At 56.5% G+C, this 24,607-nt stretch carries 26 protein-coding genes and 1 pseudogene; 8 read left to right on the top strand and 19 right to left on the bottom strand.

The genetic code is table 11. From position 1 onward, the window contains the following. Positions 1-12 precede the first annotated feature (12 nt). From gspK to gspC, 9 genes and pseudogenes are all read right to left on the bottom strand, one after another. Positions 13-1,032: a type II secretion system minor pseudopilin GspK gene (gspK, locus tag LBF07_RS18440; RefSeq protein ID WP_039261521.1), complete on the bottom strand. Its 1,020-nt coding sequence runs from the start codon at positions 1,030-1,032 to the stop codon at positions 13-15. Continuing rightward, entirely contained in the window at positions 1,029-1,709 is a 681-nt protein-coding gene (gene gspJ, locus LBF07_RS18435; protein WP_039261518.1) for a type II secretion system minor pseudopilin GspJ, read from the bottom strand. Before gspJ ends, gspK begins: the two co-directional genes overlap by 4 nt. After that, a pseudogene (gene gspI, locus LBF07_RS18430) lies at positions 1,702-2,085 on the bottom strand (type II secretion system minor pseudopilin GspI). Before gspI ends, gspJ begins: the two are co-directional and overlap by 8 nt. Beyond that, positions 2,078-2,563 (bottom strand): type II secretion system minor pseudopilin GspH, encoded by a 486-nt coding sequence (gene gspH, locus LBF07_RS18425; protein ID WP_023310954.1) that lies wholly within the window; start codon positions 2,561-2,563, stop codon positions 2,078-2,080. The pseudogene gspI and the gene gspH overlap by 8 nt, the downstream one beginning before the upstream one ends. Continuing rightward, on the bottom strand, positions 2,563-3,012 hold the full coding sequence (gene gspG / locus LBF07_RS18420; RefSeq protein ID WP_072196680.1) for a type II secretion system major pseudopilin GspG: 450 nt from the start codon (positions 3,010-3,012) through the stop codon (positions 2,563-2,565). The genes gspH and gspG overlap by 1 nt, the downstream gene beginning before the upstream one ends. Before the next feature lie 2 nt (positions 3,013-3,014). Continuing rightward, positions 3,015-4,223 carry a type II secretion system inner membrane protein GspF gene (gene gspF / locus LBF07_RS18415; RefSeq protein WP_094934320.1) on the bottom strand — a complete coding sequence of 403 codons (1,209 nt, stop codon included), beginning with the start codon at positions 4,221-4,223 and terminating at the stop codon, positions 3,015-3,017. Then, positions 4,223-5,701: a type II secretion system ATPase GspE gene (gene gspE, locus LBF07_RS18410; protein ID WP_023310951.1), complete on the bottom strand. Its 1,479-nt coding sequence runs from the start codon at positions 5,699-5,701 to the stop codon at positions 4,223-4,225. Before gspE ends, gspF begins: the two co-directional genes overlap by 1 nt. Before the next feature lie 12 nt (positions 5,702-5,713). Beyond that, positions 5,714-7,639 (bottom strand): type II secretion system secretin GspD, encoded by a 1,926-nt coding sequence (gene gspD, locus LBF07_RS18405; protein ID WP_094934321.1) that lies wholly within the window; start codon positions 7,637-7,639, stop codon positions 5,714-5,716. Positions 7,640-7,652: 13 nt separating this feature from the next. Then, a complete protein-coding gene (gene gspC / locus LBF07_RS18400) occupies positions 7,653-8,384 on the bottom strand; it encodes a type II secretion system protein GspC (protein ID WP_094934322.1) in 732 nt (243 codons plus the stop codon). A gap of 300 nt (positions 8,385-8,684) precedes the next feature. On the opposite strand from gspC, the gene LBF07_RS18395 reads away from it, so the two are divergent. Together LBF07_RS18395 and LBF07_RS18390 are read left to right on the top strand one after the other, a co-directional pair. Beyond that, entirely contained in the window at positions 8,685-10,259 is a 1,575-nt protein-coding gene (locus LBF07_RS18395) for an ExeA family protein (RefSeq protein WP_094934323.1), read from the top strand. Beyond that, on the top strand, positions 10,259-10,873 hold the full coding sequence (locus LBF07_RS18390; protein ID WP_094934324.1) for a hypothetical protein: 615 nt from the start codon (positions 10,259-10,261) through the stop codon (positions 10,871-10,873). The genes LBF07_RS18395 and LBF07_RS18390 overlap by 1 nt, the downstream gene beginning before the upstream one ends. An 18-nt stretch (positions 10,874-10,891) precedes the next feature. Here the strand turns inward: LBF07_RS18390 and LBF07_RS18385 are convergent, their stop codons facing one another. The 3 genes from LBF07_RS18385 to LBF07_RS18375 all read right to left on the bottom strand — a co-directional run bounded on the left by LBF07_RS18385 (position 10,892) and on the right by LBF07_RS18375 (position 12,926). After that, on the bottom strand, positions 10,892-11,515 hold the full coding sequence (locus tag LBF07_RS18385) for a helix-turn-helix domain-containing protein (RefSeq protein WP_033145052.1): 624 nt from the start codon (positions 11,513-11,515) through the stop codon (positions 10,892-10,894). Positions 11,516-11,775: 260 nt separating this feature from the next. Next, on the bottom strand, positions 11,776-12,606 hold the full coding sequence (locus tag LBF07_RS18380) for an N-acetylmuramoyl-L-alanine amidase (protein WP_094934325.1): 831 nt from the start codon (positions 12,604-12,606) through the stop codon (positions 11,776-11,778). Next, entirely contained in the window at positions 12,603-12,926 is a 324-nt protein-coding gene (locus LBF07_RS18375) for a heavy metal-binding domain-containing protein (protein WP_023310944.1), read from the bottom strand. The genes LBF07_RS18380 and LBF07_RS18375 overlap by 4 nt, the downstream gene beginning before the upstream one ends. Before the next feature lie 97 nt (positions 12,927-13,023). On the opposite strand from LBF07_RS18375, the gene LBF07_RS18370 reads away from it, so the two are divergent. The 6 genes from LBF07_RS18370 (at position 13,024) to artJ (ending at position 17,565) form a co-directional block, all read left to right on the top strand. Next, the gene (locus tag LBF07_RS18370) at positions 13,024-13,542 is read left to right on the top strand and encodes a lipoprotein (protein ID WP_045403666.1); all 519 of its coding nucleotides are present in this window, start codon (positions 13,024-13,026) and stop codon (positions 13,540-13,542) included. A 226-nt stretch (positions 13,543-13,768) separates the two neighbouring features. Beyond that, positions 13,769-14,497 carry an arginine ABC transporter ATP-binding protein ArtP gene (artP, locus tag LBF07_RS18365; protein ID WP_023310942.1) on the top strand — a complete coding sequence of 243 codons (729 nt, stop codon included), beginning with the start codon at positions 13,769-13,771 and terminating at the stop codon, positions 14,495-14,497. A 19-nt stretch (positions 14,498-14,516) separates the two neighbouring features. Then, a complete protein-coding gene (gene artI / locus LBF07_RS18360; protein WP_033145049.1) occupies positions 14,517-15,248 on the top strand; it encodes an arginine ABC transporter substrate-binding protein ArtI in 732 nt (243 codons plus the stop codon). A gap of 6 nt (positions 15,249-15,254) precedes the next feature. Further along, complete coding sequence (gene artQ, locus LBF07_RS18355) at positions 15,255-15,971, top strand: arginine ABC transporter permease ArtQ (RefSeq protein WP_023310941.1); 717 nt, start codon at positions 15,255-15,257, stop codon at positions 15,969-15,971. Then, positions 15,971-16,639: an arginine ABC transporter permease ArtM gene (gene artM, locus LBF07_RS18350; RefSeq protein ID WP_033145048.1), complete on the top strand. Its 669-nt coding sequence runs from the start codon at positions 15,971-15,973 to the stop codon at positions 16,637-16,639. The genes artQ and artM overlap by 1 nt, the downstream gene beginning before the upstream one ends. A gap of 194 nt (positions 16,640-16,833) precedes the next feature. Next, positions 16,834-17,565: an arginine ABC transporter substrate-binding protein ArtJ gene (artJ, locus tag LBF07_RS18345; RefSeq protein WP_021240923.1), complete on the top strand. Its 732-nt coding sequence runs from the start codon at positions 16,834-16,836 to the stop codon at positions 17,563-17,565. Between the two features lie 80 nt (positions 17,566-17,645). On the opposite strand, the gene LBF07_RS18340 is transcribed toward artJ, so the two are convergent. The 7 genes from LBF07_RS18340 to potG form a co-directional block, all read right to left on the bottom strand. After that, positions 17,646-19,115, bottom strand: a complete 1,470-nt coding sequence (locus tag LBF07_RS18340) for an ATP-binding protein (RefSeq protein ID WP_047061477.1) — start codon at positions 19,113-19,115, stop codon at positions 17,646-17,648. Beyond that, on the bottom strand, positions 19,099-19,806 hold the full coding sequence (locus LBF07_RS18335; protein WP_033145045.1) for a response regulator transcription factor: 708 nt from the start codon (positions 19,804-19,806) through the stop codon (positions 19,099-19,101). Before LBF07_RS18335 ends, LBF07_RS18340 begins: the two co-directional genes overlap by 17 nt. 72 nt (positions 19,807-19,878) lie before the next feature. Then, positions 19,879-21,006, bottom strand: coding sequence for a 23S rRNA (uracil(747)-C(5))-methyltransferase RlmC (rlmC, locus tag LBF07_RS18330; RefSeq protein ID WP_064672194.1), 1,128 nt, complete (start codon positions 21,004-21,006; stop codon positions 19,879-19,881). Between the two features lie 40 nt (positions 21,007-21,046). Beyond that, positions 21,047-21,520: a YbjO family protein gene (locus LBF07_RS18325; RefSeq protein ID WP_023310935.1), complete on the bottom strand. Its 474-nt coding sequence runs from the start codon at positions 21,518-21,520 to the stop codon at positions 21,047-21,049. Between the two features lie 65 nt (positions 21,521-21,585). Beyond that, on the bottom strand, positions 21,586-22,431 hold the full coding sequence (gene potI, locus LBF07_RS18320; RefSeq protein WP_094934327.1) for a putrescine ABC transporter permease PotI: 846 nt from the start codon (positions 22,429-22,431) through the stop codon (positions 21,586-21,588). Then, on the bottom strand, positions 22,428-23,381 hold the full coding sequence (gene potH, locus LBF07_RS18315) for a putrescine ABC transporter permease PotH (RefSeq protein WP_033145043.1): 954 nt from the start codon (positions 23,379-23,381) through the stop codon (positions 22,428-22,430). The genes potI and potH overlap by 4 nt, the downstream gene beginning before the upstream one ends. 10 nt (positions 23,382-23,391) lie before the next feature. Then, positions 23,392-24,525, bottom strand: a complete 1,134-nt coding sequence (potG, locus tag LBF07_RS18310) for a putrescine ABC transporter ATP-binding subunit PotG (protein WP_024907855.1) — start codon at positions 24,523-24,525, stop codon at positions 23,392-23,394. Between the last annotated feature and the right edge of the window lie 82 nt (positions 24,526-24,607).

Here is a 24,607-nt window from a genome sequence, read left to right as displayed (position 1 = left end):
CATCTACTTATCTTATTCAACCATTCGGTAGCGGCGTTGCCAGGTCACGACCTTGCCAGCCTCACTGTCAACGTGAAGCTGGCTGACGACGCGCAGCGTTAAATCATCGGTATTGCCGGTGGTTTCCACCCGAAAATAGCGACTGATGACCGCAACCCTGTCCTGAATCTGCGCCAGGATATCTTTGGTCTGCGGATAGTTGCTCTCCAGCACTTTGCTGAATGCCTCCAGCGACGCCCACCCCTCCTCCGGGCGTGAATCGATCAGGCGGGCAGCGTCGTCCGTGTTTAGCACGCCGGTAAAAACCGCCGCCAGCAGCGGCGCCTGTTCGCGTGTTAAGGTATTGACATTTATGGTGCCATCCGTATCCGGCAAGGCGCACAGCAGCTTGCCGACCTTCGGCCACGCTGCCTGCGGAAAGGCGGGCAGCAGTCTGATTTCGTTGATGGTGCGCATCATTTGATTCGCCGGACCGCGGGCGGGCGTCACGCTCGCCCAGGCGTCGACCTCCTGGCCCTGTTTCGCCGTCACGTCGTCGGCGTCAAGATAATCCACCAGCTGCTGGTAAATCTCTTCTGCCGCCAGCGTACCGACGCCACTTTCAGCCAGCAGCTGTTCGATAATCTGCTCTTTGACCGGTTTTTCCGGCAGCGCAGTTGGGTCGGCCGGGGCCGCTGGCGCCGCGTCCCCGCCCAGCAGACTATTGACGTTAAAGCAGGTCCGGGCATCCTCCACCTGACTCACCACGGTGTAATTATCCCCGTGGGTTTTCAGCGGCTGTGCCCAGTCACCTTGCGGCGACAGCCCCGCCCCTTCTGAACTGGCCGCTTTCTGCAACACGTTTTCCAGTACCTTCTGTTGACGGGCAATGGCCCAGCGCAGCGTCTGCTGGCTGACCTGATAATGCGTTTTTTGCAGGTGGCGGCAGAACTGCTGACTGATTTTCGCCGCCAGGGCGGACATCATCACCAGCAGGATCAGCACCACCAGCAGCGCCACGCCACGCTCTTTTCGCGCTGTTTTGCCGCTCATGAACTCACTCCTGGATCGGCTGCCGTATCGGGCTGCGGGGTTGTTACGGGCTGGGCCGCATGCTCCGCTGCCGGCTGCGCCGGGTCCGCATTCGTCTCTTTTGGCGCGGTCTGGATCTCAGGCATATCGCCGGGAGTGAGAAAAACCCAGCGCCAGGTTTCGCCGTTTTCCATGGTCAGATTCAGCTCAACGCCATCAGGCTGATGGGCGATGTCGGTCCATTTTTCCTGCCAACCTTCGTGCCAGAAGCGCCATTTCATCTCTTTCACATCGCTCAGAATCGGCACTTCTTCCGGCTGCGCGCTGGCGGGACCGTCGATAGCAGCCCAGACGTTGCGCCACAGGCGCTTGTCCTTTAACGTCCAGCTAACCCGCTCCAGCTGCACCTGGCCGCTGATGCCGTTCAGGGTTGTCATTTCCACACCATTCTGCTGCTGGACGAACACCTCGCCGCTGTTGCGCGGCGCGCGCGCCTGTTGCTGATAAAAGTCACGCGAGAGGAGGTTGTACGTGCGCTGAAGCGCCGTCACTTTTGTCGCCGCCTCGTCGCTGGCCGTCGAGGTGCGCATCGCGCCGTCGAGCGTTTGCCAGGCGAGAATGCTGATCACCGCGAAGATGGCCAGCGCAATCATAATTTCCAGCAGGGTAAAGCCCTGCTGACGCTGCACCTTACTCACGATCCACCTCCGGTTCGGCGAGCTGAAGCGCCACCACCGGTTGCGCATCGCTTGCTTCGCTGTAAACCCGTACCTCATCGGCAAAGGTATTTTCGGCGGTTTTCACCCGCTGGATATGCCAGGTCCAGGTTTGTCCGCCCATGGTTTCGGTACCCACCTGCTCGGCGTCCGGGAAGTCGGTCTGAGCCAGCTGCGCTTGCGCCAGTTAATTTTCCGCCACCCATCCGGCCTGCAGCGTTTCCGACAGGCTGTGGGTAAAGCGCACGTTCAGGGTGACGGAGTTCATCAGCGCCAGCGCCGCGGTGGAGAAAATCACCAGCGCCACCATCACTTCCAGCAGGGTCATCCCCTGCTCTTTGGTTTTGCGTTTAGTCATCGTTTTCCACCACCACGGGAACTGAGCCCTGTGACGTCACGTGAAAGCGCTGCTTTTTATCCAGGCTTTCGAGGCTGAGCGTGAAGCGGCTAAGCTCGCCGTCCGGCAAAAAGATGATTTGCGGTTCATCGTCCAGCGTGGCCGCCAGCGTTCGCGATGAGAGGGAGACATGCATCTCCTCAGGAAACTCGCCGCGGGTGGCGATCCGCCCCGACTTTAACGGTGCCCAGTGGCGCTCGCCGTTATTTACAACCTGCGTCACCAGTTCAAATTCTGACGAGGTCATCACCAGCCCGACAATATTTCCGTCCATTACCGCACGGTCAGAACCATATTCAACGAGGGATTTTAGCTGCTGACCAAATGTATCTGCGCCGCTGCGTGATGGAATGGTAGTGACCACCATCATGGCGCTCAGGGCGAATATCACCAGCGCCACGATAATTTCCAGCAGGGTAAATCCACGTTGCTTATTCATTACTTAGCTTTTTTATCAAAAGACCAGTTGCTGATATCGTCGGCAGTATTAGCTTCTGCATCCGGACCGGCTGAGAAAATATCAACAGCGCCATGTTCACCCGGGCTGACCAGAATATAGTCATTGCCCCATGGGTCCTGCGGCAGGCGACGAATATAGCCATCGTCACGGTAGCCTTTCGGAATAGGCGCAATTTCAGGTTTGGTCACCAGCGCCTGCAACCCCTGCTCGGTGGTCGGATAGCGATGGTTGTCGAGTTTGTACATATCCAGCGAACCTTCCAGCGCCACAATATCGCTGGTCGCTTTCTGAATATCGGCTTTTTCTTTATTGCCCATTAAATTAGGCACAACCATACTGGCCAGCACACCGAGAATAACGATAACTACCATTAATTCGAGCAGCGTGAACCCCGCCTGACGCTTCAGGCTATTTTTTTTCAAAGACATGATTAACCCACCATATTATTAAGTTGAAGAAGCGGTTGTAATATTGAAAGAACGATAAATAAAACAACGGTCGCCATAGTTACTACCAGTGCCGGTTCAAATACCGACAGCGTTAACGTAATTCGATGCTGTAATGCAGATTCCTGGTTTTCCGCCGCACGATCCATCAGCGAGCCCAGCTCGCCGCTCTCCTCCCCGGAGGCCACCATGTAGAGCATGGTGGGTGGAAAAATTCTCGCCTGTTCCAGCGCGTTGTAGAGGGATGCCCCCTGGCGCACGGTGTCCGCCGCCTGCTCAAGCACCTGCCGGGCATAGAGGTTTTCAATCCCGTCCATCTCGATGTACATCCCTTCCAGCAGCGGAACGCTGCTGGCCTGCAAAATACTCAGCGTACGGATGTAGCGCGCGCTGTTGATGGCGCAGACCAGTTTTTTCAGCGGTGACTTTAGCAACAGCCACCGATGATAAACAAACCGGTTCTTTTCTACTTTTATCCAAAATTTAAAGCTCGCCGACGCTCCGAACAGGCCGCCGGCGATAACGATGCCCCAGGCCTGTAGAAAGTCGCTCACCGCAATCAGCGTGCGGGTGGTTACCGGCAGCTCTTGTTTCATGTGGGTGAACTGGTCGATGACCTGCGGCACCACGGCGACCAGCAGAATGGAGATCACCGCGATCGCCACCACCGTCAGGGTGATGGGGTAGACCATCGCCTGGGTGAGCTTGCTTTTCATCTTCTGGCGCTGCTCGTTGTACTCGGCGAGCTTTTCCAGCACGCCACCGAGATGACCGGTCTTTTCACCGGCCATGACCAGGGTGCAGTAGAGCTTGTCGAAGCTGCGCGGAAACTGGCTGAAAGCGTCGAACAGCGTGTGACCTTCCACAATTTTGTCGCGGATCTCGGTCACCATCGCCACCAGGGTTTTATCTTCCGTCTGCTTCGCAATCGCCTTCAGCGCACTCTCCAGCGGCAGTGCGGCATTGACCAGAGTCGCGAGCTGTCGGGTAAACATCGACAGCACCGGAATCGACAGTTTTGCCCCTTTACGGGCGCTTTTTCCCGCCGCCGGATCGCTGGTCGGCGCAACGTTCACGGGCATCAGCTTCTGTTCGCGCAGCATCTGGCGCACCTGCTTTGGCCCTTCGGCCTGAAGGGTACCGCGCTGGGTTTTCCCCGCGGCGTCCGTCGCGGACCACGCATACCAGGCCATTACGCATCCCCCCCGCGCTCGGCGGTGACGCGCATCACCTCTTCCAGCGAGGTCACGCCGGAGATCACCTTCAGCAGACCGTTTTCACGCAGGCTGTAGGCCTCTTTGAAAAGCTGCGTTTCGATGGACATCTCATCTTTGTCTTCATGGATCGCACGGCGCATGGCGCTATCGACCACCAGAAATTCATGGATGCCGGCGCGTCCCTGGTAGCCGCTCTGGCGACACTGTTCACAGCCCACGGCGCGATAAATCGCTTTCGGCGGCGTTTCCATAAAGGTGAACAGCGCTTTCTCATTGTCATCCAGCGGACTGGTCGTGCGACAGTGCGGACACAGCCGACGCACCAGACGCTGGGCAATGACGCCAAGCAGCGACGAACCGATTAAAAATGACTCCAGCCCCATATCACGCAGACGGGTAATAGCGCCCGCGGCGCTGTTGGTGTGCAGCGTGGACATCACCAGGTGACCGGTGAGCGAGGCCTGTACCGCGATTTGCGCGGTTTCCCCGTCACGAATTTCCCCGATCATCACCACGTCCGGGTCCTGGCGCAGAATGGCGCGCAGTCCGCGCGCAAAGGTCATGTCCACGCGCGGGTTGACCTGGGTCTGCCCTACCCCTTCCAGTTCATACTCGATCGGGTCTTCCACGGTCAGAATGTTGCGTTCATGGCCGTTAAGCGCCGACAGCAGCGCGTACAGGGTGGTGCTTTTCCCCGAACCGGTCGGGCCGGTCACCAGGATGATACCGTGCGGACGTTCAATCAGTCCCTTTAACTTCACCAGCTCTTCATCAATCAGACCGAGCTTGTTGATGTCCGGCTTAAGGTTGCTTTTGTCCAGTAGACGCATCACCACGCGTTCGCCGTACTGAGACGGGATAGTGGAGACGCGCACGTCAATGGCCTTACGACCTATGCGCAGCGAGATACGACCGTCCTGGGGAAGACGTTTTTCGGCGATGTCCAGTTTGGACATCACTTTGATACGCGACACCAGCAGCGGCGCGAGCTTGCGCGCCGGCTGCAGCACCGGACGCAGCACGCCGTCAACGCGAAAACGAATGCTCAGGGTGCGCTCGAAGGTCTCGATATGAATATCGGAGGCCCCCTCTTTCACCGCTTCGCCCATAATGGCGTTGATCAGGCGGATCACCGGCGAGTTCTCGTCGTTATCGAGCAGATCTTCGTTGTCAGGGATCTCCTCGGTTAACGCCATCAGGTCAATATCGGCGTCCATGTCGTCCACCAGCTGCTGCGAGACGCCGCTGTTCTGCTGCCAGATGTTGGTCAGCAGTTCGTCAAACGCTTCCGCCGTCAGGATCGTCGGGGCATAGGAGCGCCCCAGCACGCGGCGCATCTCCAGCAGGGCATACGCCTGCGCATCCTCGCGGATATAAACCTCATCGTTATAGAACAGGACCCCGTTCTCTTTCGCCCAGGTGCTGGTACAGAGCGCATTACTCATCTCGGTCATGTCGCTTGCGCCTTACTCTTTAAACGGGTTGCGGGACGACACCGGCGCACTGGCGCTCACCGGCGCGGCATGGCTCTGGGACGGATAGACTGGCAGCATCGGTGAATCAGCATTCTCTACGATGCCCAGCTTGTGCTCTTCCATACGCTGCTGCTGACGCGCCTGGATCTGCTCATATTTTTCTTTCGACGCCGCGCCGTAGTTGTCGTCGTCGCGCAGTACGGTGGTGTGGATAAACACCATCAGGTTACGTTTGGCGCTGTCCTGGGAGGTATAGCGGAACAGCTGACCCACAACCGGAATATCGCCCAACAACGGCACTTTCGAGACCGACTGTTTGGTGACGTTTTCCATCAACCCACCCAGCACCACCGTCTGCCCGCTGTGGACCATCACTTCGTTGTTGATGGTGCGGGTGTTGAACGTTGGGCCCAGGCTGGCATCGGCCGTCGAGGTGTTATCCACGCTGGAAACCTCCTGCTCGATCTTCAGATGGATCATGTCGCCATCGTTGATCTGCGGTACGATTTTCAGCTTCGTACCGACGGTTTTACGTTCCACCGAGTTAAAGACGTTATCGCCGCTGGTGGTCTGCGAACCGGAGAGGACCGGAACGTCCTGACCGACGTTGAACGACGCCTCTTTGTTATCCAGCGTCACCACGCTCGGCGTCGACAGAATGTCGTTTTTGCCGTTAGTGGACAGCGCCGTCATCAGCGCGCCAAAGTCGCCGTTAAAGAAACCGGTCGCCAGGCCCGTATAGCTGCCAATGACTTTTGACTTCTTGATCTGGCTGATCGGCAGGCCGGTCGAACCAAACTGAACCCCACCGTGTTTACTGGTCCACTGCACGCCCAGATCCAGACCGTTACCGTCCTGAACTTCGGCGATGATCGCCTCCACCAGCACCTGCGGACGGCGGATATCCAGCTTGTCGATCACTTTTTCCAGTGAATTCATGACGTTTGGCTGGGCGGTGATCACCAGCGAATTGGTAGACTCGTCGGCGGAAATATTCAGATCGCCTGCCATCGGCGCGGCTTTGCTCTTGCCACCGCCCGCTTTATCCTTCAATTGCTCGCCGATCCCCGTCAGCACCGGCACCACTTTGCTGGCGTTGGCGTATTTCAGGTAGAAGACGCGGGTGTTGCCCTCGTTGTTCTGCTCGCGATCGAGCTGGGAGATCAGCGTCCGGGTGCGCTGACGCGCGTCCGGGCTGCCGCTGATCACCAGGCTGTTGGTTTCATCGTCGGCGACCACTTTGGTCGCCAGCTGCGGGGCGTTTTGCCCTTTCTGCTCTTCATTGTTGAGGTTGTTCAACATGTCAGAAAGCTCTTTGGCCGAGGCAAAACGCAGTGGCACGATTTCACGGCGCTGGACGCCGCTTTGGTCCACACGCTGCACCAGATCCACCAGGCGGTTAACCACCGAGGCTTTGCCGGTTAACAGCAGCACGTTTGACGGTTCAAAATGGACCACGTTGCCGATGCCGGAGGCGTCGTTCAGCTGACGCAACAGGGGGGCCAGCTCACGTACCGGAACGTTCTCCATCCGCACCACGCGGGTGATGACTTCGTCGCCTTTGCCAGGGTTTTTGCTGTCGGCAATCGGTGCGCCCGACATGCGGGCCACCGAAGAGCGCACGACTTTCACCATCCCGTTATCCATCGGAATCACCGACAGACCATAGAGATCCAGCACGCTCAGGAAGAACTGGTAATATTCATCTTCCGTCAGTACGTTGTTGGTGCGAACCGACACCGTTCCCTGAACTGAAGGATCGACCAGAATGGTTTTATTGAGGTTACGCCCGACGGTATCGATAAATTCGCGGACATCGGTATTTTTAAAACTGGCGCTAAAGTTCGCCGCGAACAGCGAACCTGAATATAACGACAATGCGGTCAGCGCTACGCACGCCCATGGAAATTTCTTCATGTCTGTACACTTATTAATTGTTAAGAACATTGACCCGAATATTTTCAAGGTGAGCGTGACGCCGGATAACGACATCCGCTTCTTTCATTTTTGACCAGCGGGCAACAATCTCTTTTGCCTGCGCCTCTTTAGTCATATCCACATCGTCAACTTTTACCACCACATCACCTTTTTCCAGGCCAGCATGGCTGTAGAAAGGCGACGCATTGCGTGGATTAATGTTGTAGCCTTCCAGCTGGCCTTTTTCGATTATTGGTTTTAACACCAGATAATCATCCAGATGCAGATTATCTAACCCTGCATCTTTCTTCGATTTGGTTACCGGGGCGCTGTCAACGCCGCCTTTGAAATAGTCCGGTTTTTTAAGTGAAATAACCTGCGGCGCGCCTTCATAATTCACCACCACATTATCAGGATGAATTTCGGCAATATAGGCATTGTCAAAACCGGCGAGCATTTCGCCCTCGCGATAGCTCTTTTGTCCTGCGGGAGTTTTTATCACCGCAAAGGACAGCCAGGCTTCATCGCTGCTGAGAATACCTTCGATTTCCGCACTGAGCGGCTTTTTCACCGCCGCTGGCTGTTTCGCTGGCATCACCGCCGGCGTAAAAAGCACAAACTGGGTTTCATCGTGACTTTTTTTTTGCATAGTCTTTTTTGAATCAGACAACCTGTTCGTCACTTTTTTATAATCTTTATAAACCATATACCCTTGCTGGCCGCAGAATATAAGCAGCACAAACATGACGCAGGGCATAATCAATTGAGTAACAAATGACATCCGCATTTTTTAACGAGCCTTTCTGCCAGTCAGTAATTCACAGCACAGGGCTGTATGAGTAAGTGGCGTAAATACTAATGTGTTTCCTCGCCCCCGCCCATTCACACTGCCGCTAACAATAATTTAGAAAAAGATTGATCGTTAAATAAACCTATGATAGAGGTCCAGACAGAATATTTTTATCCTGTATTCAAATTGCTCCTTTCGCCTATATCCTTTACTTTTCCGGCTCCTTGCTATGAATCAAAGAGACGGTAATACGCTATGTATATGCGCCATTTTAATTTCACTACCCAGCCTTTCCGGGCTATCACCCGGATGTCAGGTGATTTTTTTGTTCCGTATCATCAGGATGTGTTCGGTTTGCTGAAAGAGAAGTGCCAGACAACAGGCGTCACTGCGCTCTTTAGCGACGACAGCTATCTCGTGTCGCAGTTTTGCGATGCGCTGAAAAAGCATGACGGCACGCTGCTTGCCATTAACGCCTTCCCAAAACTCAGCGCCAGCGGCCTGCTCTATAAACTCAACGCCACCACTAAAGAGAGCAAAACCCGGATCCAGGCTATTGATGCCGTGCTGCGTCAGTGGCAGGACGAGATGTTGTCCCGCAAAACCACGCGTAAAGTGCTGGTCATTTCGCATATTCAGTCAATGAAAGCGAATTGCCATGAGGCACTGTCCATGCTGTTAACCCGCGCGCAGGAGCTGGATGTGCCTCTGTCGGTTGTGCTGATGGGATCGGCCGACCAGGAAGCCGCCCTCCAGCAGTGCGGGTTGCGTGAATATCTTCATACGCATCACACGCTCCGGCCCCTCACCTGCCGCGAGTCCCTGAGCTATATTCAGGCCCAGTGTGAAGCGCATGGCAGCGACGCGACGCCGTTCACCCGGGCCCGCATGCGCAGGATGCATGTTCTGACCAAAGGACAGACAGGCAAACTCAACGAGCTGGCGCACCTTGCGATGCTAGCCGCCTGGACCGAGCGTTCGGCGCAGGTATCGCCGCGCCATCTGCGCCTCGCCGCAGGAGAAGTTCTGCCGGCGAAACCTAAGGGCAAACGCCTTGCCGTTATGGGCCTTTTTGCCTCCGTACTGTTTGCCGCCTGCGGCTGGACATTGATGCCCACCATTACCGCCAGACTGCCGGTACAGCTGCCCGTGATGGCCAGCTGGAAACCGCAGGCACCAAAAACCGACGCCCCAGCGGTGCCGGTTATCGATAATGAAGTGGTGAATAAGCCCGATGCGATGCATCAGCTCTATACCATGTGGGGTTATGACGCCACGATGGAAGAGGCGCTCTGCCAGAACGCCGGGCAGGTCAACCTGATGTGTAAGGAGGGCAGCGCTCCGGTCGAAGAGCTGGCAAAAGAGGGTTACCCGTGGATCGGCGAGATCAAAACTGGCGATCACCTGAACTATGCCGTGGTGGCCAGAGTAGATGATAACTCGCTGGATCTGCTGATGAATAATCGCACCTGGCAGGTGAGCCGCAGCTGGTTTAACCAGCATGCAACCGGCAATTACACCCAATTGCACCGCCTTACGCCGCAGGGGAAAGATGCCGTGAGCGCCGAAAGCAGCGCCAAAGATCTGGGCTGGATGGATCAGCAGCTTAGCCTGGCGCTGAATCTACCTGAAACCCATACAAAGGCGTGGACGGCCGAACTGATGCAACGTACCCGCGAGTTTCAGCAGAAAATGCATCTGCACGTGGACGGGATTCCGGGTGAAGATACATTGATGCAGTTAATGCGTGAAACCAGGACTACGCCAAGCGTACTTATTCAGTCCGCAAATATATCTGCGACCCCCACCGCGCAGGAGAAACATTCATAATGTCGACGATTACTCTGGCTGCCCAGCGCAGCTATACCCTGAACGCACCGGTCTGGTTTTCTTACCGGCGCCCCTCGCTGAAAAAAGCGGTCTGCGCCACCCTGCTCTGGGTGGTGGGAATAGTGATGACGATCGCTGCGGGACTCTACGCTCATCTCTACTGGGATCTGCGCCATCCGGCACCTGAGCCAATAAAAGCGAGCGCCGTTAAGCCAGAAACGACGCTATCGGATATGCATTATGTCTATGTCAGTAAACCGTTCCCGCAGCCTGAACCAAAGCCAGAACCGGTAACAAAAGAGATGCCGCCGCTGCAGGAGATGCCCATTGATAGCGGCGATGCCGACTGGCAGCAGGCGCCCGACGGTGAAATGCCGAATAATCTTTCCCGGGATACATTGCCAGGGACAGAAGTGAGCCATTCTGCTATCCCCGAACGGGATAATACCGGTCAGACAGTTGATGACGGGGCGATCAAGGCATTATTGATGAAGGCGTTAAAAGAGCAGGAAAAAGATTATTCGCAAGGGAAAATGCCCGCGCCTCCTGTAGATGAATCCACGGCAGGAACGCAGGCAAATAATGTAATGAAACATAGCCCTCCTTTCAGTTAAAAAGGAGGTAAATAGCGATTAATATTTCTCTGGCAATACTGATAAATACATAAGGCGGCCTTTCTCAACCTGAATATAATTACCTTTCTTCAGGTCGGCTAGGATTTTAATAATGGTACTGCGGGCCAGGCTGGTATATTCCTGAATATAGTCATAAATATTGATATCGCGCTGATGGTGCACAATCAGTTCGTTAATTTCCAGCAAGAACTCGCGAACAATCGAGTACGCGCTGCGAGCCACCAGCACTTCGTCACGCTTGCTGAGCAGGCAAACGTACCAGGAGAGGACTTTACTCAAGGCTTCCCACAGGTTTTTTTCGCTTATCAGACGGACAAAATCATCTTTTTTAATGGTGCGCACCACGGTGTTGGCACGAACCAGGCCGTACATATGCGTTGAGTTGTAATAAATAGAGGAGAGACCAAAAATACATTTATTCTGTAAGGTGAACATACACAGTTCATCCGACTCGCGGCGGAATTCAACTTCACCGCTAACGATAAAATGAATATCTTCGTTGTTATCGGTACTGATACGCTGCCATTTGCGTAAGGTTCTTTCTTCAAAACCTTCAGTTGCCGCGATAAGGGCGTCAAGTTCTGCTTGTGGACGGCTATTTTTACTGTAGATACTTAACATTGTTATACCTATTAATATTAAATTGAAAAAGGTGAACGTGTGCAATCACAGCGCATAAACGCGTAGTCCATTTAACAAATGTAAAGTAAAGCTAAGACGTTAGAACATCCGTATTTCTTATTTGTCGTGCTGATATATTGTCAACCACGTTTGCGAGTAATTTCGACTGAGGAAACTATAAAACATTTACGACGTGAATGTGATTAAAAAATCAGTCCAAAAGAAGACCCTATAAAGGTGAAGTCGGGTAACCCGAAGGATTACCCCTGCCCGTAGCGCTCCAGCAGCGCCTCCGCGGTAGCCAGCGTTTCGCGATCGGCCACGCCGTCCCAGCGCGCCGGGCGAAAATGCATCTGAAACGCGACGATAACGCGCTTCTGCTGCGCGTTCGTCATGTTATCGGTCACCTCATAGCCGTAGCGCGACAGCAGATCGAGCAGCACCTTCGGCTCCACGAGCTCGTCGCGCGGCTTGCCGTTCAGGTAAAACGCCACCCGCGCCGGGTCGGGCCACGCCCCGATACCCTGCATGGCGAGCGCCTGCCACGGGAACAGCGGGCCGGGATCGTCTTTGCGCTGCGGGGCGATGTCCGAATGGGCCACCACATTTTCAGGTCTGATGTTGTAGCGGGCAATAATGTCTTTGGCGAGCGGAACCAGCGCCGCAATTTGCGCAGGCTCAAACGGCGTAAAATGCTTAACGCCCGACGTTTTTTGCCAGCCGCGGTTCTCCAGCTCAATGCCGACAGACGTATCGTTAATCCGGTTGGTGCCGCGCCAGAAGCTGATGCCCGCATGCCAGGCCAGTTCGCTTTCAGGCACCAGCTGCCAGATGCGGGGCTTACCGTCCGGTGCTGGGGGTTTAGCCGGGATCAAATAGTGAGAGCTGACGTTCTTATCCGTCAGCGTGGCCAGCGAGCTGTCAAAGTCATCTGCGGTGTAGTGGATCACCAGCACCTTGATGCGCGGGTAAGCCGCCTGCGCCTGATGACGCGTGTCCAGCTCGTAGGCGCCTTTGTCGATAATCCCTTTTTCCGTGACGCATCCTGCCAGCAACAGCGCCAGCAGGAGCGTGGCAAACGAACGCGTCATCGGAGGGTTTTCACCGCCGTACCGCTTACGCTCACCATCAGCATGCTGGCATCTTTCCCGACCGTTTCGTAGTCGATATCAATCCCCACAACCGCATCAGCGCCGAGGGCTTCCGCCTGCTCGCCAAGCTCTTTAAAGGCGATTTCGCGCGCTTTACGCAGCTCTTTTTCGTATGCGCCCGAGCGGCCGCCAACGATATCGCGGATACCGGCGAAAAAGTCGCGGAAAATATTGGCGCCGAGAATGGCTTCGCCGGTAACCACACCGCAATACTCGGTTATTGTTTGCCCTTCCAGGGTTGGCGTTGTTGAAAACTGCATGGTTTCTCTCCTTCTTTAGCGTTCAATGCCTTAGGCACAGCATTATCGGTTCGTTACGCTATGATTGAAAGGATAGTTAATAAATAAGGAAATCAACATGCGCTATTCTGCTTTAACACTTTTGGTGCCCTGCGCGCTGGTGCTCAGCGCCTGTACCACCACGGTCACGCCAGCCTTTAAGGATATCGGTACCCGCAGCGGCCCCTGCATTGAGGGCGGCCCGGACGCCGTGGCGCAGCAGTTCTATGATTATCGCATTCAGCACCGCAGCAACGATCTCACCGGCCTGCGCCCGTATCTGAGCGACGGTCTGGCAAAACTGCTTAACGACGCCACCCGCGATCCTCAGCACAACACATTGCTGAAATCCGATCCGTTCTCCAGCCGCACCACGCTGCCGGACAGCGCCGAAGTAGCCAGCGCGTCAACCATCCCAAATACCGATGCCCGTAATATTCCGCTGCGCGTGAAGCTGACGCAGGGAACCCAAACCTGGCAGGATGAAGTGCTGATGATCCGTGAAGGACAGTGCTGGGCGGTAGACGACGTGCGCTACGTTGGCGGCAGCGTTCATGCCCCGGCAGGCACGCTGCGCCAGTCGATTGAGAATCGCTAAACCCGCCGATACAACCCGGTAACCCCCGTAAAATGTGCGGCATTTCATGCGGAATGCCGACATTTATACTCGCCGACCTTACCGTTCGCTATTTTGTGCTATGTTTAAGAGGAAACACGGGTTATATTTAACTTTTAACGCATAAATATTGCATAACTATTCTGTCAACGGTACTATCTGCGGCCTCAATTGCTATAGATTGCCTGGATGAGTAAAGACTGCCCCGATGAGTATTAAACTAAACGGCATTAACTGCTTCTACGGCGCACACCAGGCGCTGTTTGACATCACGCTGAACTGCCCGGAAGGCGAAACGCTGGTTTTGCTTGGCCCAAGCGGTGCAGGCAAAAGCTCCCTTCTGCGCGTCCTTAATCTGCTTGAAATGCCCCGTTCAGGTACGCTGGCAATTGCCGGTAACCATTTTGACTTCGCTAAAACGCCGTCTGATAAAGCGATTCGCGAACTGCGTCAAAACGTCGGCATGGTCTTCCAGCAATACAATCTCTGGCCGCATCTGACCGTCCTGCAAAACCTGATTGAAGCGCCGTGCCGCGTGCTGGGGTTAAGCAAGGATCAGGCGATCGCGCGCGCTGAAAAGCTGCTGGATCGTCTGCGCCTTAAGCCCTACAGCGACCGCTATCCGCTGCACCTTTCCGGTGGTCAGCAGCAGCGCGTAGCCATTGCCCGCGCGCTGATGATGGAGCCTGCGGTACTGCTGTTTGATGAACCGACCGCGGCGCTGGACCCGGAAATTACCGCCCAGATCGTCAGCATCATTCGCGAGCTGGCGGAAACCAATATTACTCAGGTTATCGTCACCCACGAAGTGGAAGTGGCGCGTAAAACCGCCAGCCGTGTGGTCTACATGGAAAACGGGTATATCGTTGAGCAAGGTGATGCGAGCTGCTTCGCGAACCCGCAAACCGATGCCTTCAAAAACTATTTATCTCATTGATTGTGTCAGGGGAAATATAATGAAAAAAGTATTACTTGCCGTGCTGCTTGCTGGCGTTACCCTTTCCGCTACCGCAGCTCAGACCATTCGTTTCGCCACGGAAGCCTCTTACCCTCCGTTTGAGTCCATTGATGCGAACAACAAAATTGTTGGCTTCGACGTGGACCTGGCTAACGCCCTGTGTAAAGAGATCGACGCGACCTGTACCTTCAGCAACCAGGCGTTCGACAGCCTGATTCCAAGCCTGAAGTTCCGCCGTATCGACGCCGTGATGGCCGGTATGGACATCACCCCGGAGCGTGAAAAGCAGGTGCTGTTCTCTACGCCTTACTACGACAACTCCGCCCTGTTCATTGGTCAGAAAGGTAAATTCACCTCTGTCGATCAGCTGAAAGGCAAAAAAGTTGGCGTGCAGAACGGCACCACGCACCAGAAATTCATCATGGATAAACATCCGGAAATCACCACCGTTCCGTATGACAGCTACCAGAACGCGAAGCTGGATCTGCAAAATGGCCGTATCGACGGCGTATTTGGTGATACCGCGGTCGTAACCGAGTGGCTGAAAGCCAACGATAAACTGGCGCCAGTGGGCGACAAAGTGACCGATAAGGATTACTTCGGTACCGGTCTGGGGATTGCCGTTCGTCAGGGCAACACTGAGCTGCAGCAGAAATTCAACGCTGCGCTGGAAAAAGTGAAGAAAGACGGCACCTACGAAACCATCTACAAAAAATGGTTCCAGAAGTAATTCCTGATGAATGAAATTTTTCCTTTAGCAAGCGCCGCCGGGATGACCGTCGGCCTTGCCGTTTGCGCACTGATTATCGGCCTCGTGCTGGCGATGTTCTTTGCGGTGTGGGAATCCGCGAAATGGTTCCCCGTCGCCTGGACAGGCTCCGCGCTGGTCACCGTGCTGCGTGGGCTTCCGGAAATTCTGGTGGTCCTGTTTATCTATTTCGGCTCCTCACAGCTGCTGCTGACGCTGTCGGACGGTTTTACGATCAATCTTGGCTTTGCGCAAATCCCGGTGCAGATGCAGATTGAAAACTTCGACGTCAGCCCGTTCCTGTGCGGCGTGATTGCCCTCTCCCTGCTCTACTCCGCGTACGCGTCGCAAACCCTGCGCGGTGCGCTGAAAGCCGTGCCGCAGGGTCAATGGGAGTCGGGTCAGGCGTTAGGTCTGTCGAAGTCAGCCATCTTCTTCCGTCTGGTCATGCCGCAGATGTGGCGCCATGCCCTGCCGGGCCTCGGCAACCAGTGGCTGGTGCTGCTGAAAGATACCGCGCTGGTGAGCCTGATCAGCGTTAACGATTTGATGCTGCAAACCAAAAGCATCGCCACCCGTACCCAGGAGCCTTTTACCTGGTACATTGTGGCGGCGGCTATCTACCTGGTGATCACGTTGCTCAGTCAGTACATCCTCAAGCGTATTGACCTGCGTGCGACGCGCTTTGAACGGAGACCAGGCTGATGCTTGAATATTTCCCCGAGCTGATGAAAGGGCTGCACACCAGCCTGACGCTGACCGTGGCGTCCATTATCGTGGCGCTGATCCTGGCCCTTATCTTCACCATCATCCTGACGCTGAAAACGCCGGTGCTGGTGTGGATTGTGCGCGGCTACATCACCCTGTTTACCGGTACGCCGCTGCTGGTGCAGATCTTCCTGATTTACTACGGCCCGGGCCAGTTCCCGTCGCTGCAGGAGTATCCGGTTATCTGGCATCTGCTTTCTGAACCGTGGCTGTGTGCCCTGATTGCCCTTTCGCTGAACAGTGCGGCCTATACCACCCAGCTGTTCTACGGGGCGATCCGCGCCATTCCGGAAGGACAATGGCAGTCCTGCGGAGCGCTGGGCATGAGCAAGAAGGACACGCTGGCGATCCTGCTGCCATACGCCTTTAAGCGCGCGCTCTCCTCTTACTCCAACGAAGTGGTGCTGGTGTTCAAGAGTACCTCTCTGGCCTACACCATCACCCTGATGGAGGTGATGGGTCACGGACAGCTGCTGTACGGGCGCACCTATGACGTGATGGTGTTCGGCGCGGCTGGCGTGGTTTACCTGGTGGTTAACGGCCTGTTGACGCTGATGATGCGCCTGATCGAGCGTAAAGCGCTGGCGTTTGAGCGCAGATCGTAGGCCGGGTAAGCCAGCGCCACCCGGCAAGAAGTGCATAAATGTGATTAATCAATGCGGATAACTTTTTGGTTATCCGCTTTTTTTTATCCAAGTATAAATATTTACTCATATATATTGCATACAAATTCATTAAATGGCATTGTACATCCATGCCGCAGACACGGCGCATAAATAAGACAGACGGGAGTATTACAATGAAAAAGTTAGTTCTGGCCGCATTGCTCGCCACCTTCGCCGCTGGCGCATCCGCAGCTGATAAAATCAATTTTGGCGTGTCCGCCACCTATCCGCCGTTTGAATCGCTGGATGCCAGCAACCAGATCGTGGGTTTCGACATTGACCTGGCGAAAGCGCTGTGCAAACAAATGCAGGCCGACTGCACCTTTACCAACCATGCCTTCGACAGCCTGATCCCGTCGCTGAAATTCAAAAAATACGATGCGGTGATCTCCGGGATGGACATCACGCCTGAGCGCAGCAAACAGGTTGCGTTTACCGACCCGTACTACGCCAACTCGGCGGTCGTGATTGCGAAGAAAGGTGCCTATACCTCTTTCGATCAGCTGAAAGGCAAACGCATCGGGATGGAAAACGGCACCACGCACCAGAAATACCTCCAGGACAAACATCCTGAAGTGAAAACCGTGGCTTATGACAGCTACCAGAACGCGATTATCGACCTGAAAAATGGCCGTATCGACGGCGTATTCGGCGATACCGCCGTGGTGAACGAATGGCTGAAAACCAATCCGCAGCTGGGCACCGCAACCGAGAAAGTGACCGATCCGCAGTACTTCGGCACGGGTCTGGGCATCGCGGTACGTCCGGATAACAAGGCCCTGCTGGAAAAACTGAACGGCGCGCTGAAAGCGATTAAAGCTGACGGTACGTATCAGAAAATCAGCGAGCAGTGGTTCCCGCAGTAAGATTTTTTTGCCGGGTGGCCCGGCCTACGGGGGTGGTAGTCTGTAGGCCGGGTAAGGCGAAGCCGCCACCCGGCACTCTCTCACAACGGCACAAAGAACCTGAACCGCGCCCCGCTCACCGACTCCATCAGCCTGATCCCACCGCCGTGCAGCTCCAGCATACGTTTCACGATTAACAGCCCCAGTCCGCCGCGATTCTCCCGCGATGCCTGGGTGTTCAACGCCGATGGCCGCTGGAACAGATCGTCGCGCAGCGAGGCATCCACGCCCGTTCCGCTGTCAGCCACTTCGACCTGAAGCCGTTCATTCTCCTGCCAGACCGCCAGACGAATTTCCCCGCCAGATGGCGTATGGCGCATCGCGTTATCGAGCAGGTTGGTCACCACGCGTTCGATCATCGACACGTCGGCGTTAATCAGCGGCAGCGGTCCCGGCACGTCAATATGCAGATTCACTTCGCGCGTGCGGGCGGTGAGCTCAAACTTCTGCGCCACGTCGGAAATCAACTCCCCCATCGCGAAACGCTCGCGCTGCGGCTTAATGCCGCCGTGCTCAAGGCGCGCCAGCTCGAACAGCTGCTGCGAGAGATGACGGACTTTTTGCCCCTGACGCAGCGCGGTGGCGAGATACTGCTGGTGCTCCTGCGGCGTCAGCGTGGCGGATTTTAGCGACAGGGTTTCCAGATAGCCCAGCAGCGAGGTCAGCGGCGTACGGAGATCGTGCGAAATGTTGGCGATAAACTCCCGGCGCTGGCGATCGCTGTCGGCCAGCTGGTCCCACTGGCGGGTGATTTTGCGCGCCAGCTCGATAAAGCTGTTGCGCAGGATCGCCACTTCATCCCTGGCCGCCGCGTCCAACGGCTGCGCCGCCAGCTGTCTGATAGCGCTGATGCTGTCCTGCTCCAGCCCGGCGACCTCCACCGTCAGCTGTTTTACCGGGCGCGTGACCCAGTACCAGACCAGTAAACCTGCCAGCAGGCCAAACAGCGCGACCCACAGCAATGACCACAGCACCGTGCTCCACAGCGCCTTATGCCAGGCCATTTCAGCCAGGGCGTTTGACTCTTCGCCCTGCAAAATAATGTACAGATAGCCTTTTAGCTCGCCATCCTGCCGCAGCGGCGTGGCGCTAAAGACCTTTTTATTTTGACTGCGAGGATCGTCGCCCAGAACCGGTATGGCGGTACCGCTCAGGAAGGTCTGAACCGGGGCCAGATCGATTTTTTGCCGCTGAATGTGGCCCGGCGGTGCGGCATCGGCCAGGATATCGCCGTCCGGGGAGACAACGTACAGCTCAACGCTCGGATTAAAGGTCATCAGCCGATCGAACAGCGGCTTGAGCGCCGTTCGGTCGACCCTGCCCTGCGCGTCCAGAATCGGTTCACGCTGAACGATCTGCTGCGCCAGCCCGCCCGACAGCCGCTGCACCATCGCATTGCCGTACTGCGTACTGGTGTAGAGCTGTACCGCACAGGCGACGGTGGCGCAGAGCATCATCAGCAGGATGAACAGCAGCGTCAGGCGCTGGCCCAGGCTAAAGCGGCGCATCATGATTTGGCTCCGCAAATTTATAGCCCTTGCCCCAGACGGTGCGAATAATCTCCGGCTCGGCGGCGTCCTTCTCAATCTTGATGCGCAGGCGGTTGATATGGGTGTTAACGGTGTGCTCATAGCCTTCGTGCTGATAGCCCCAGACCTGCTCCAGCAGCGCCAGACGCGAAAAGACCTCGCCAGGATGACGGGCAAAGAAGTACAGCAGCTCGAATTCACGCGGGGTGAGATCCACCACCTGGCCGTGAAGCAGCACGCTGCGCGCCAGCGGATCGATGGTCAGACCGTGGGCCTGAATTTGACCGTCGGTTTGCGCCTGCCCCATCGCCTGCTGGCGGCGGAACAGCGCTTTGATGCGCGCAATGAGTTCCTGCACCGAGAACGGCTTCGCCAGATAATCATCGGCGCCGGTTTCCAGCCCGGTAATGCGGTCGGTCTCGCTGCTGCGGGCGCTGATGATGATCACCGGCAGGTAGCGCGTCATCTGACGGATGCGGCGGCAAATCTCCAGACCGTCAACGCTGGGCAGCATCAGGTCGAGGATCACCGCATCCCACGGCTGTTTTTCAAGACGCAGTAAGGCCTTGCCCCCGTCGGGCTCGTGGGTGATGGCGTAGCCTTCGTCTTCTAAATTGAGTCGCAGAAGCGCCGCGATATCGTGGTCGTCTTCCACCAGCAGGATCTGCTTCATGGGTAAGCCTTCAATCATTTCTTATGACGTAAGCTTACCTGATTTCGAGCGGGGGAAGAGTTCACATTTTGTTTAAGATTTCACGAGCAACGTCAACACTTCATAATGCGCGGTATGCGGGAACATATCGAAAAGCTGAACGCGTTCAATGCGGTAGCCCGGCAGGCTGGCGATGTCTTTCGCCATGGTCTGGGCGTTACAGCTGGAATAGACGATGTACTCGGGCGCCATCTGGCTCAGGTAGTCGCACAGCGCCTTGCCGATGCCGCGGCGCGGCGGGTTGACCAGCACCAGCTCCGGCACGTTGCCCTGGCCGGTCGCAAACTGCGTGGAGTCCAGCGCCTGGAAGTGCAGATTCGTTAACCCCAGCCCGGCGGCGGACTGTTTCGCGCAGGCTATTGCTTCGGCAGAAATCTCTATTCCGGTGAGCTGCATCTCTGGCGTGGCGCAGTGCAGGCCAAAGCCGCCCACGCCGCAGAAGAGATCCCACATATGATGGACGTTTAACGCACGAACCCAGTCGCGGGCGGTGGCGTACAGGCTGCTTGCCACGGTCGGGTTGGTCTGGAAGAAGCTTTGCGGGCGGATCCACAGCGGCACGCCGTTGAAGCTTTCGGCCAGCGCGTGCTGGTCGGTGAAGAAAATCTCTTTCTCCCCTTCCATGATCGCCATATGCACCGGCTGAATATTCGCCGTAATGACCTTCAGCTGCGGCAGCTGTTCCTGCAGCCACGGCAGCGCCGCGCGCAGCTGCTCCAGCTTGGCTTCCGAGCGCAGCACGAAGCGCAGCATCATGCCGCCGTCGAGTTGGCTTTCCGTCAGCAGAAGGTACTTCAGCTCGCCGCGCCTGCGGGCGACGCTGTAAGGCGTTAACCCTGCACGCGCGATAAACGGTTTCAGCGCGGCAAAGACGGGTTCAAACGAGGCGGGATACAGCGGGCAGCCGGTCAGGTCTTCCGGCGTGCCGTCGCGGTGCAGCATTCCCAGCAGCGGTTTTTCAACGCTGCCGCTGACCACCATTTTGGCCTTATTACGAAAGCCCAGCTCCGGGCCACTGACGGGTGCGCACCACTCGCCCACCGCTTGTGCTGCCAGCAGCTGTTGCAGGTCGGCCATTTTGGCGGTGAGTTGTTGAGAGACCGGCTGTTCTATCCACTGACAGGAGCGGCAGCGTCCGGCGTCATAGAGTGCGCACTGCATATGAAAACCTTAAGAATCACGAGGGCTGCGATTATACACATTATTGCAGGCGGAAGAACCGCCGGCTTGAGGCCGGAACGAAGAGTAGACAGAGCACCAGCATATCCGGAAGTTTTTGCATAAACAGCGCGCGCAGGATCTCGCGTTTGGATTCCCCGGCAATGCTGAACAGCTCCGGGTAACCGTATCCCAGCGAGGCGGCCCACAGATAGCTGGCGGCGGTAATTTGCGTCAGCAGATAGACCCAGCGCGCCCAGTTGCGCCCTTTGACCAGCGAAAACGCGCAGTAGATCTCGATAAACACCAGCACCAGGCTGCTCAAAAAGACCAGCGTCAGATTCCACGTCTGCACGCTGCGGTGAATGAATTCACCGATGCCGCGCACGCCCAGGGTGTTCAGAATCATCAGCACGTCCAGGCAGCGGATCATAATAATGGCGAGCGCCGCCACCTGAACCAGAGCAGGTACGTTAGGACGCGCGTGCGTAGTACGTGATTTTTTTAATAATCCCAATGTTTTACTTCCCTGAAAAACAGTGCCGCGTCATGCGCGGCACTTCACTGGAAATTTTAAATCCTTCAGCCGCGTCTTGCACGCTGGATATCGCGCACGCGCTGTTTTTCCGCGCGCGCCATCAAATACCAGGCGATAAATCCGACAATTCCGACCACGCCGAGGATGATGGAAGCCAGGGCGTTGATCTCCGGGTTGACTCCCATGCGCACGCTGGAGAAGACCAGCATAGGCAGCGTCGTCGCGCCCGGTCCGGAGACAAAGCTGGCGATAACCAGATCGTCCAGCGACAGCGTAAACGCCAGCAGCCAGCCGGAGATCACCGCCGGCATAATCATCGGCAGGGTAATGATGAAAAAGACCTTCAGCGGCGTCGCGCCAAGATCCATCGCCGCCTCTTCAATGGAGCGATCCAGCTCGCGCATGCGCGAGGAGATCACAACCGCCACGTAGGCCGTACAGAAGGTGACGTGCGCCAGCCAGATGGTGAGCATGCCGCGATCCGCCGGCCAGCCGATGGCGTGCGCCAGGGCCACGAACAGCAGCAGCAGCGCGAGTCCGGTGATCACGTCCGGCATGACCAGCGGCGCGGTGATCATAAAGGCGAACCCGTTTGAGCCGCGAAAACGCCCGAAGCGCACCATCACCAGCGCGGCGATCGTGCCCAGCACCGACGCCATTGTCGCCGCAAGGGCAGCAATGGTCAGGCTCAGCCCCACCGCGCTCATCATCGCATCGTCGTGAAACAGCTCTCTGTACCAGCGCGTCGACCAGCCCGCCCAGACCGTTACCAGCTTAGAGCTGTTGAACGAGTAGATCACCAGCATCAGCATCGGCGCATACAGGAAGGTAAAGCCGATAACGAGAATCGCAATTCGCCACGGGGAGCGCACTACCGGTAAGTTGTTCATCCGTGGTCTCCCATCTGTTTCTGCTGATGCTTGTGGAACCACATAATCGGCACGATCAGCAGCAGGAGCATAACAATCGCTACCGCCGAGGCCACCGGCCAGTCGCGGTTATTGAAGAACTCCTGCCACAGCACGCGGCCAATCATGATGCTGTCCGGGCCGCCGAGCAGTTCAGGGATCACAAACTCCCCTACCGCCGGGATAAAGACCAGCATTGACCCGGCGATAATGCCGCCTTTGGTCAGCGGGACAATCACGCTGAAGAAGGTTTTTAACGGACGGGCGCCAAGATCGAGCGACGCTTCCACCAGCGAGTAATCAATACGCGTCAGGGCCGTGTAGATCGGCAGCACCATAAACGGCAGATAGGCGTACACAATGCCGATATAAACCGCGAGGTTGGTGTGCAGGATCGTCAGCGGCTGATCGATAACCCCGAGCCACATAAGGAAGTTATTCAGCACGCCGTTGTTTTTCAGGATCCCCATCCAGGCGTAAACGCGGATCAGGAACGAGGTCCACGACGGCAGGATCACCAGCAGCAGCAGGATGTTACGCGTCGACGGCTTGCTGTGCGCCACCGCCCACGCCAGCGGGTAGCCCATCACCAGACAGCAGAGCGTCGAGATCGCCGCCACCTGCAGCGACTGCAGATAGGCTTCGAAATAGAGCGGATCGTCGGTGAGCTGCAGGAAGTTGCCGAGGTTAAGCGTCAGCGTCAGCTGCCCGTCGGCCCAGTCCAGCAGGTTGGTATAGGGCGGGATCGCCCGCGCCATTTCCGCCAGGCTTATCTTGAAAACAATCAGAAACGGCAGCAGGAACAGCAGGATCAGCCACACGTACGGCATGGCGATCACCAGCTTGCGGCCGTGGTTCATCTGCAAGCGCGTCAGCCACTGGGCAAAACCGCCCGGCTTTTCTGCGCGAGCTGGAGGTTCAAGTGCACTCATTTGCCGCTCCTTATACCGTCAGTACGACGCAACTGTCAGCATCCCAGCACAGGCGCACTTCGTCACCCCATGTTGGCTGCCCCTTGCGGTAGCGATGTTCGTTCTGTAGCTGCGCGCTGAGCATCTGCCCACTTTTCAGCCGCACGTGGTAGATAGACAGGTCGCCCAGATAGGCAATGTGCACCACTTCGCCCACGGCAAAGTTATAGCCATCGGCAGGCGGATCCTCACAGAGCATGATCTTCTCCGGACGCAGCGCGACGTAGACCGGCACGTTATCCACCACGGAGTTATCCGGATCGACCTTAAGCGGATGCTGCAGCCCCGGCGATTCGATGACCAGGCCATCCTCCTGACGATCTTTCAGCAGCCCTTCGAAGACGTTGACCGAGCCGATAAACTCCGCGCTGTAGCGGGTGGTCGGGTGCTCATAAATCTCTTCCGGCTCGCCGATCTGCACGAACTTCCCGCGGTTCATGATCGCAATACGCCCGGCCATGGTCATCGCTTCTTCCTGGTCGTGGGTCACCATCACGCAGGTCACCCCCACGCGCTCGAGGATATCCACCACTTCGAGCTGCATACGGTCGCGCAGTTTTTTATCCAGCGCGCCCATCGGCTCATCAAGCAACAATAATTTCGGCCGTTTTGCCAGACTGCGGGCCAGGGCCACGCGCTGGCGCTGGCCGCCGGAGAGCTGGTGCGGCTTACGCTTCGCGAACTCCTGCATGTGCACCAGGCTCAGCATCTCGGCCACGCGCGCGGTAATTTCGGCCTTCGGCAGCTTGTCCTGCTTAAGGCCAAAGGCGATGTTCTGCTCCACCGTCATGTGCGGGAACAGCGCGTAGGACTGGAACATCATGTTAATCGGGCGCTGATACGGCGGCACGCTGGAGAGATCCACACCATCGAGCATGATTTGCCCGGCGGTGGGCTGTTCAAAACCGGCCAGCATACGCAGCAGGGTCGATTTTCCGCAGCCAGAAGCTCCCAGGAGGGCAAAAATTTCGCCTTTATAGATAGTCAGGCTGACGTCGTCCACGGCATGCTGGCCATCGAAAGATTTGGTGAGATTACGAATTTCAAGAAGCGGGGTCAGCGCTTTACGGACTTTCGCCTGCGGGCGGGGGATCGCGTCATTCACGGGGTGTTCTCCGGCATAGATCAGTACTGGTGCAAACGCACCGTCAGGGTGCGCATCGCCGGGCGGCGCTAACGCTTGCCCG

Source organism: Enterobacter cloacae complex sp. ECL352 (assembly GCF_020149545.1).
Classification (GTDB): domain Bacteria; phylum Pseudomonadota; class Gammaproteobacteria; order Enterobacterales; family Enterobacteriaceae; genus Enterobacter; species Enterobacter asburiae_B.
This window is presented reverse-complemented; position numbering and strand designations above follow the sequence as displayed.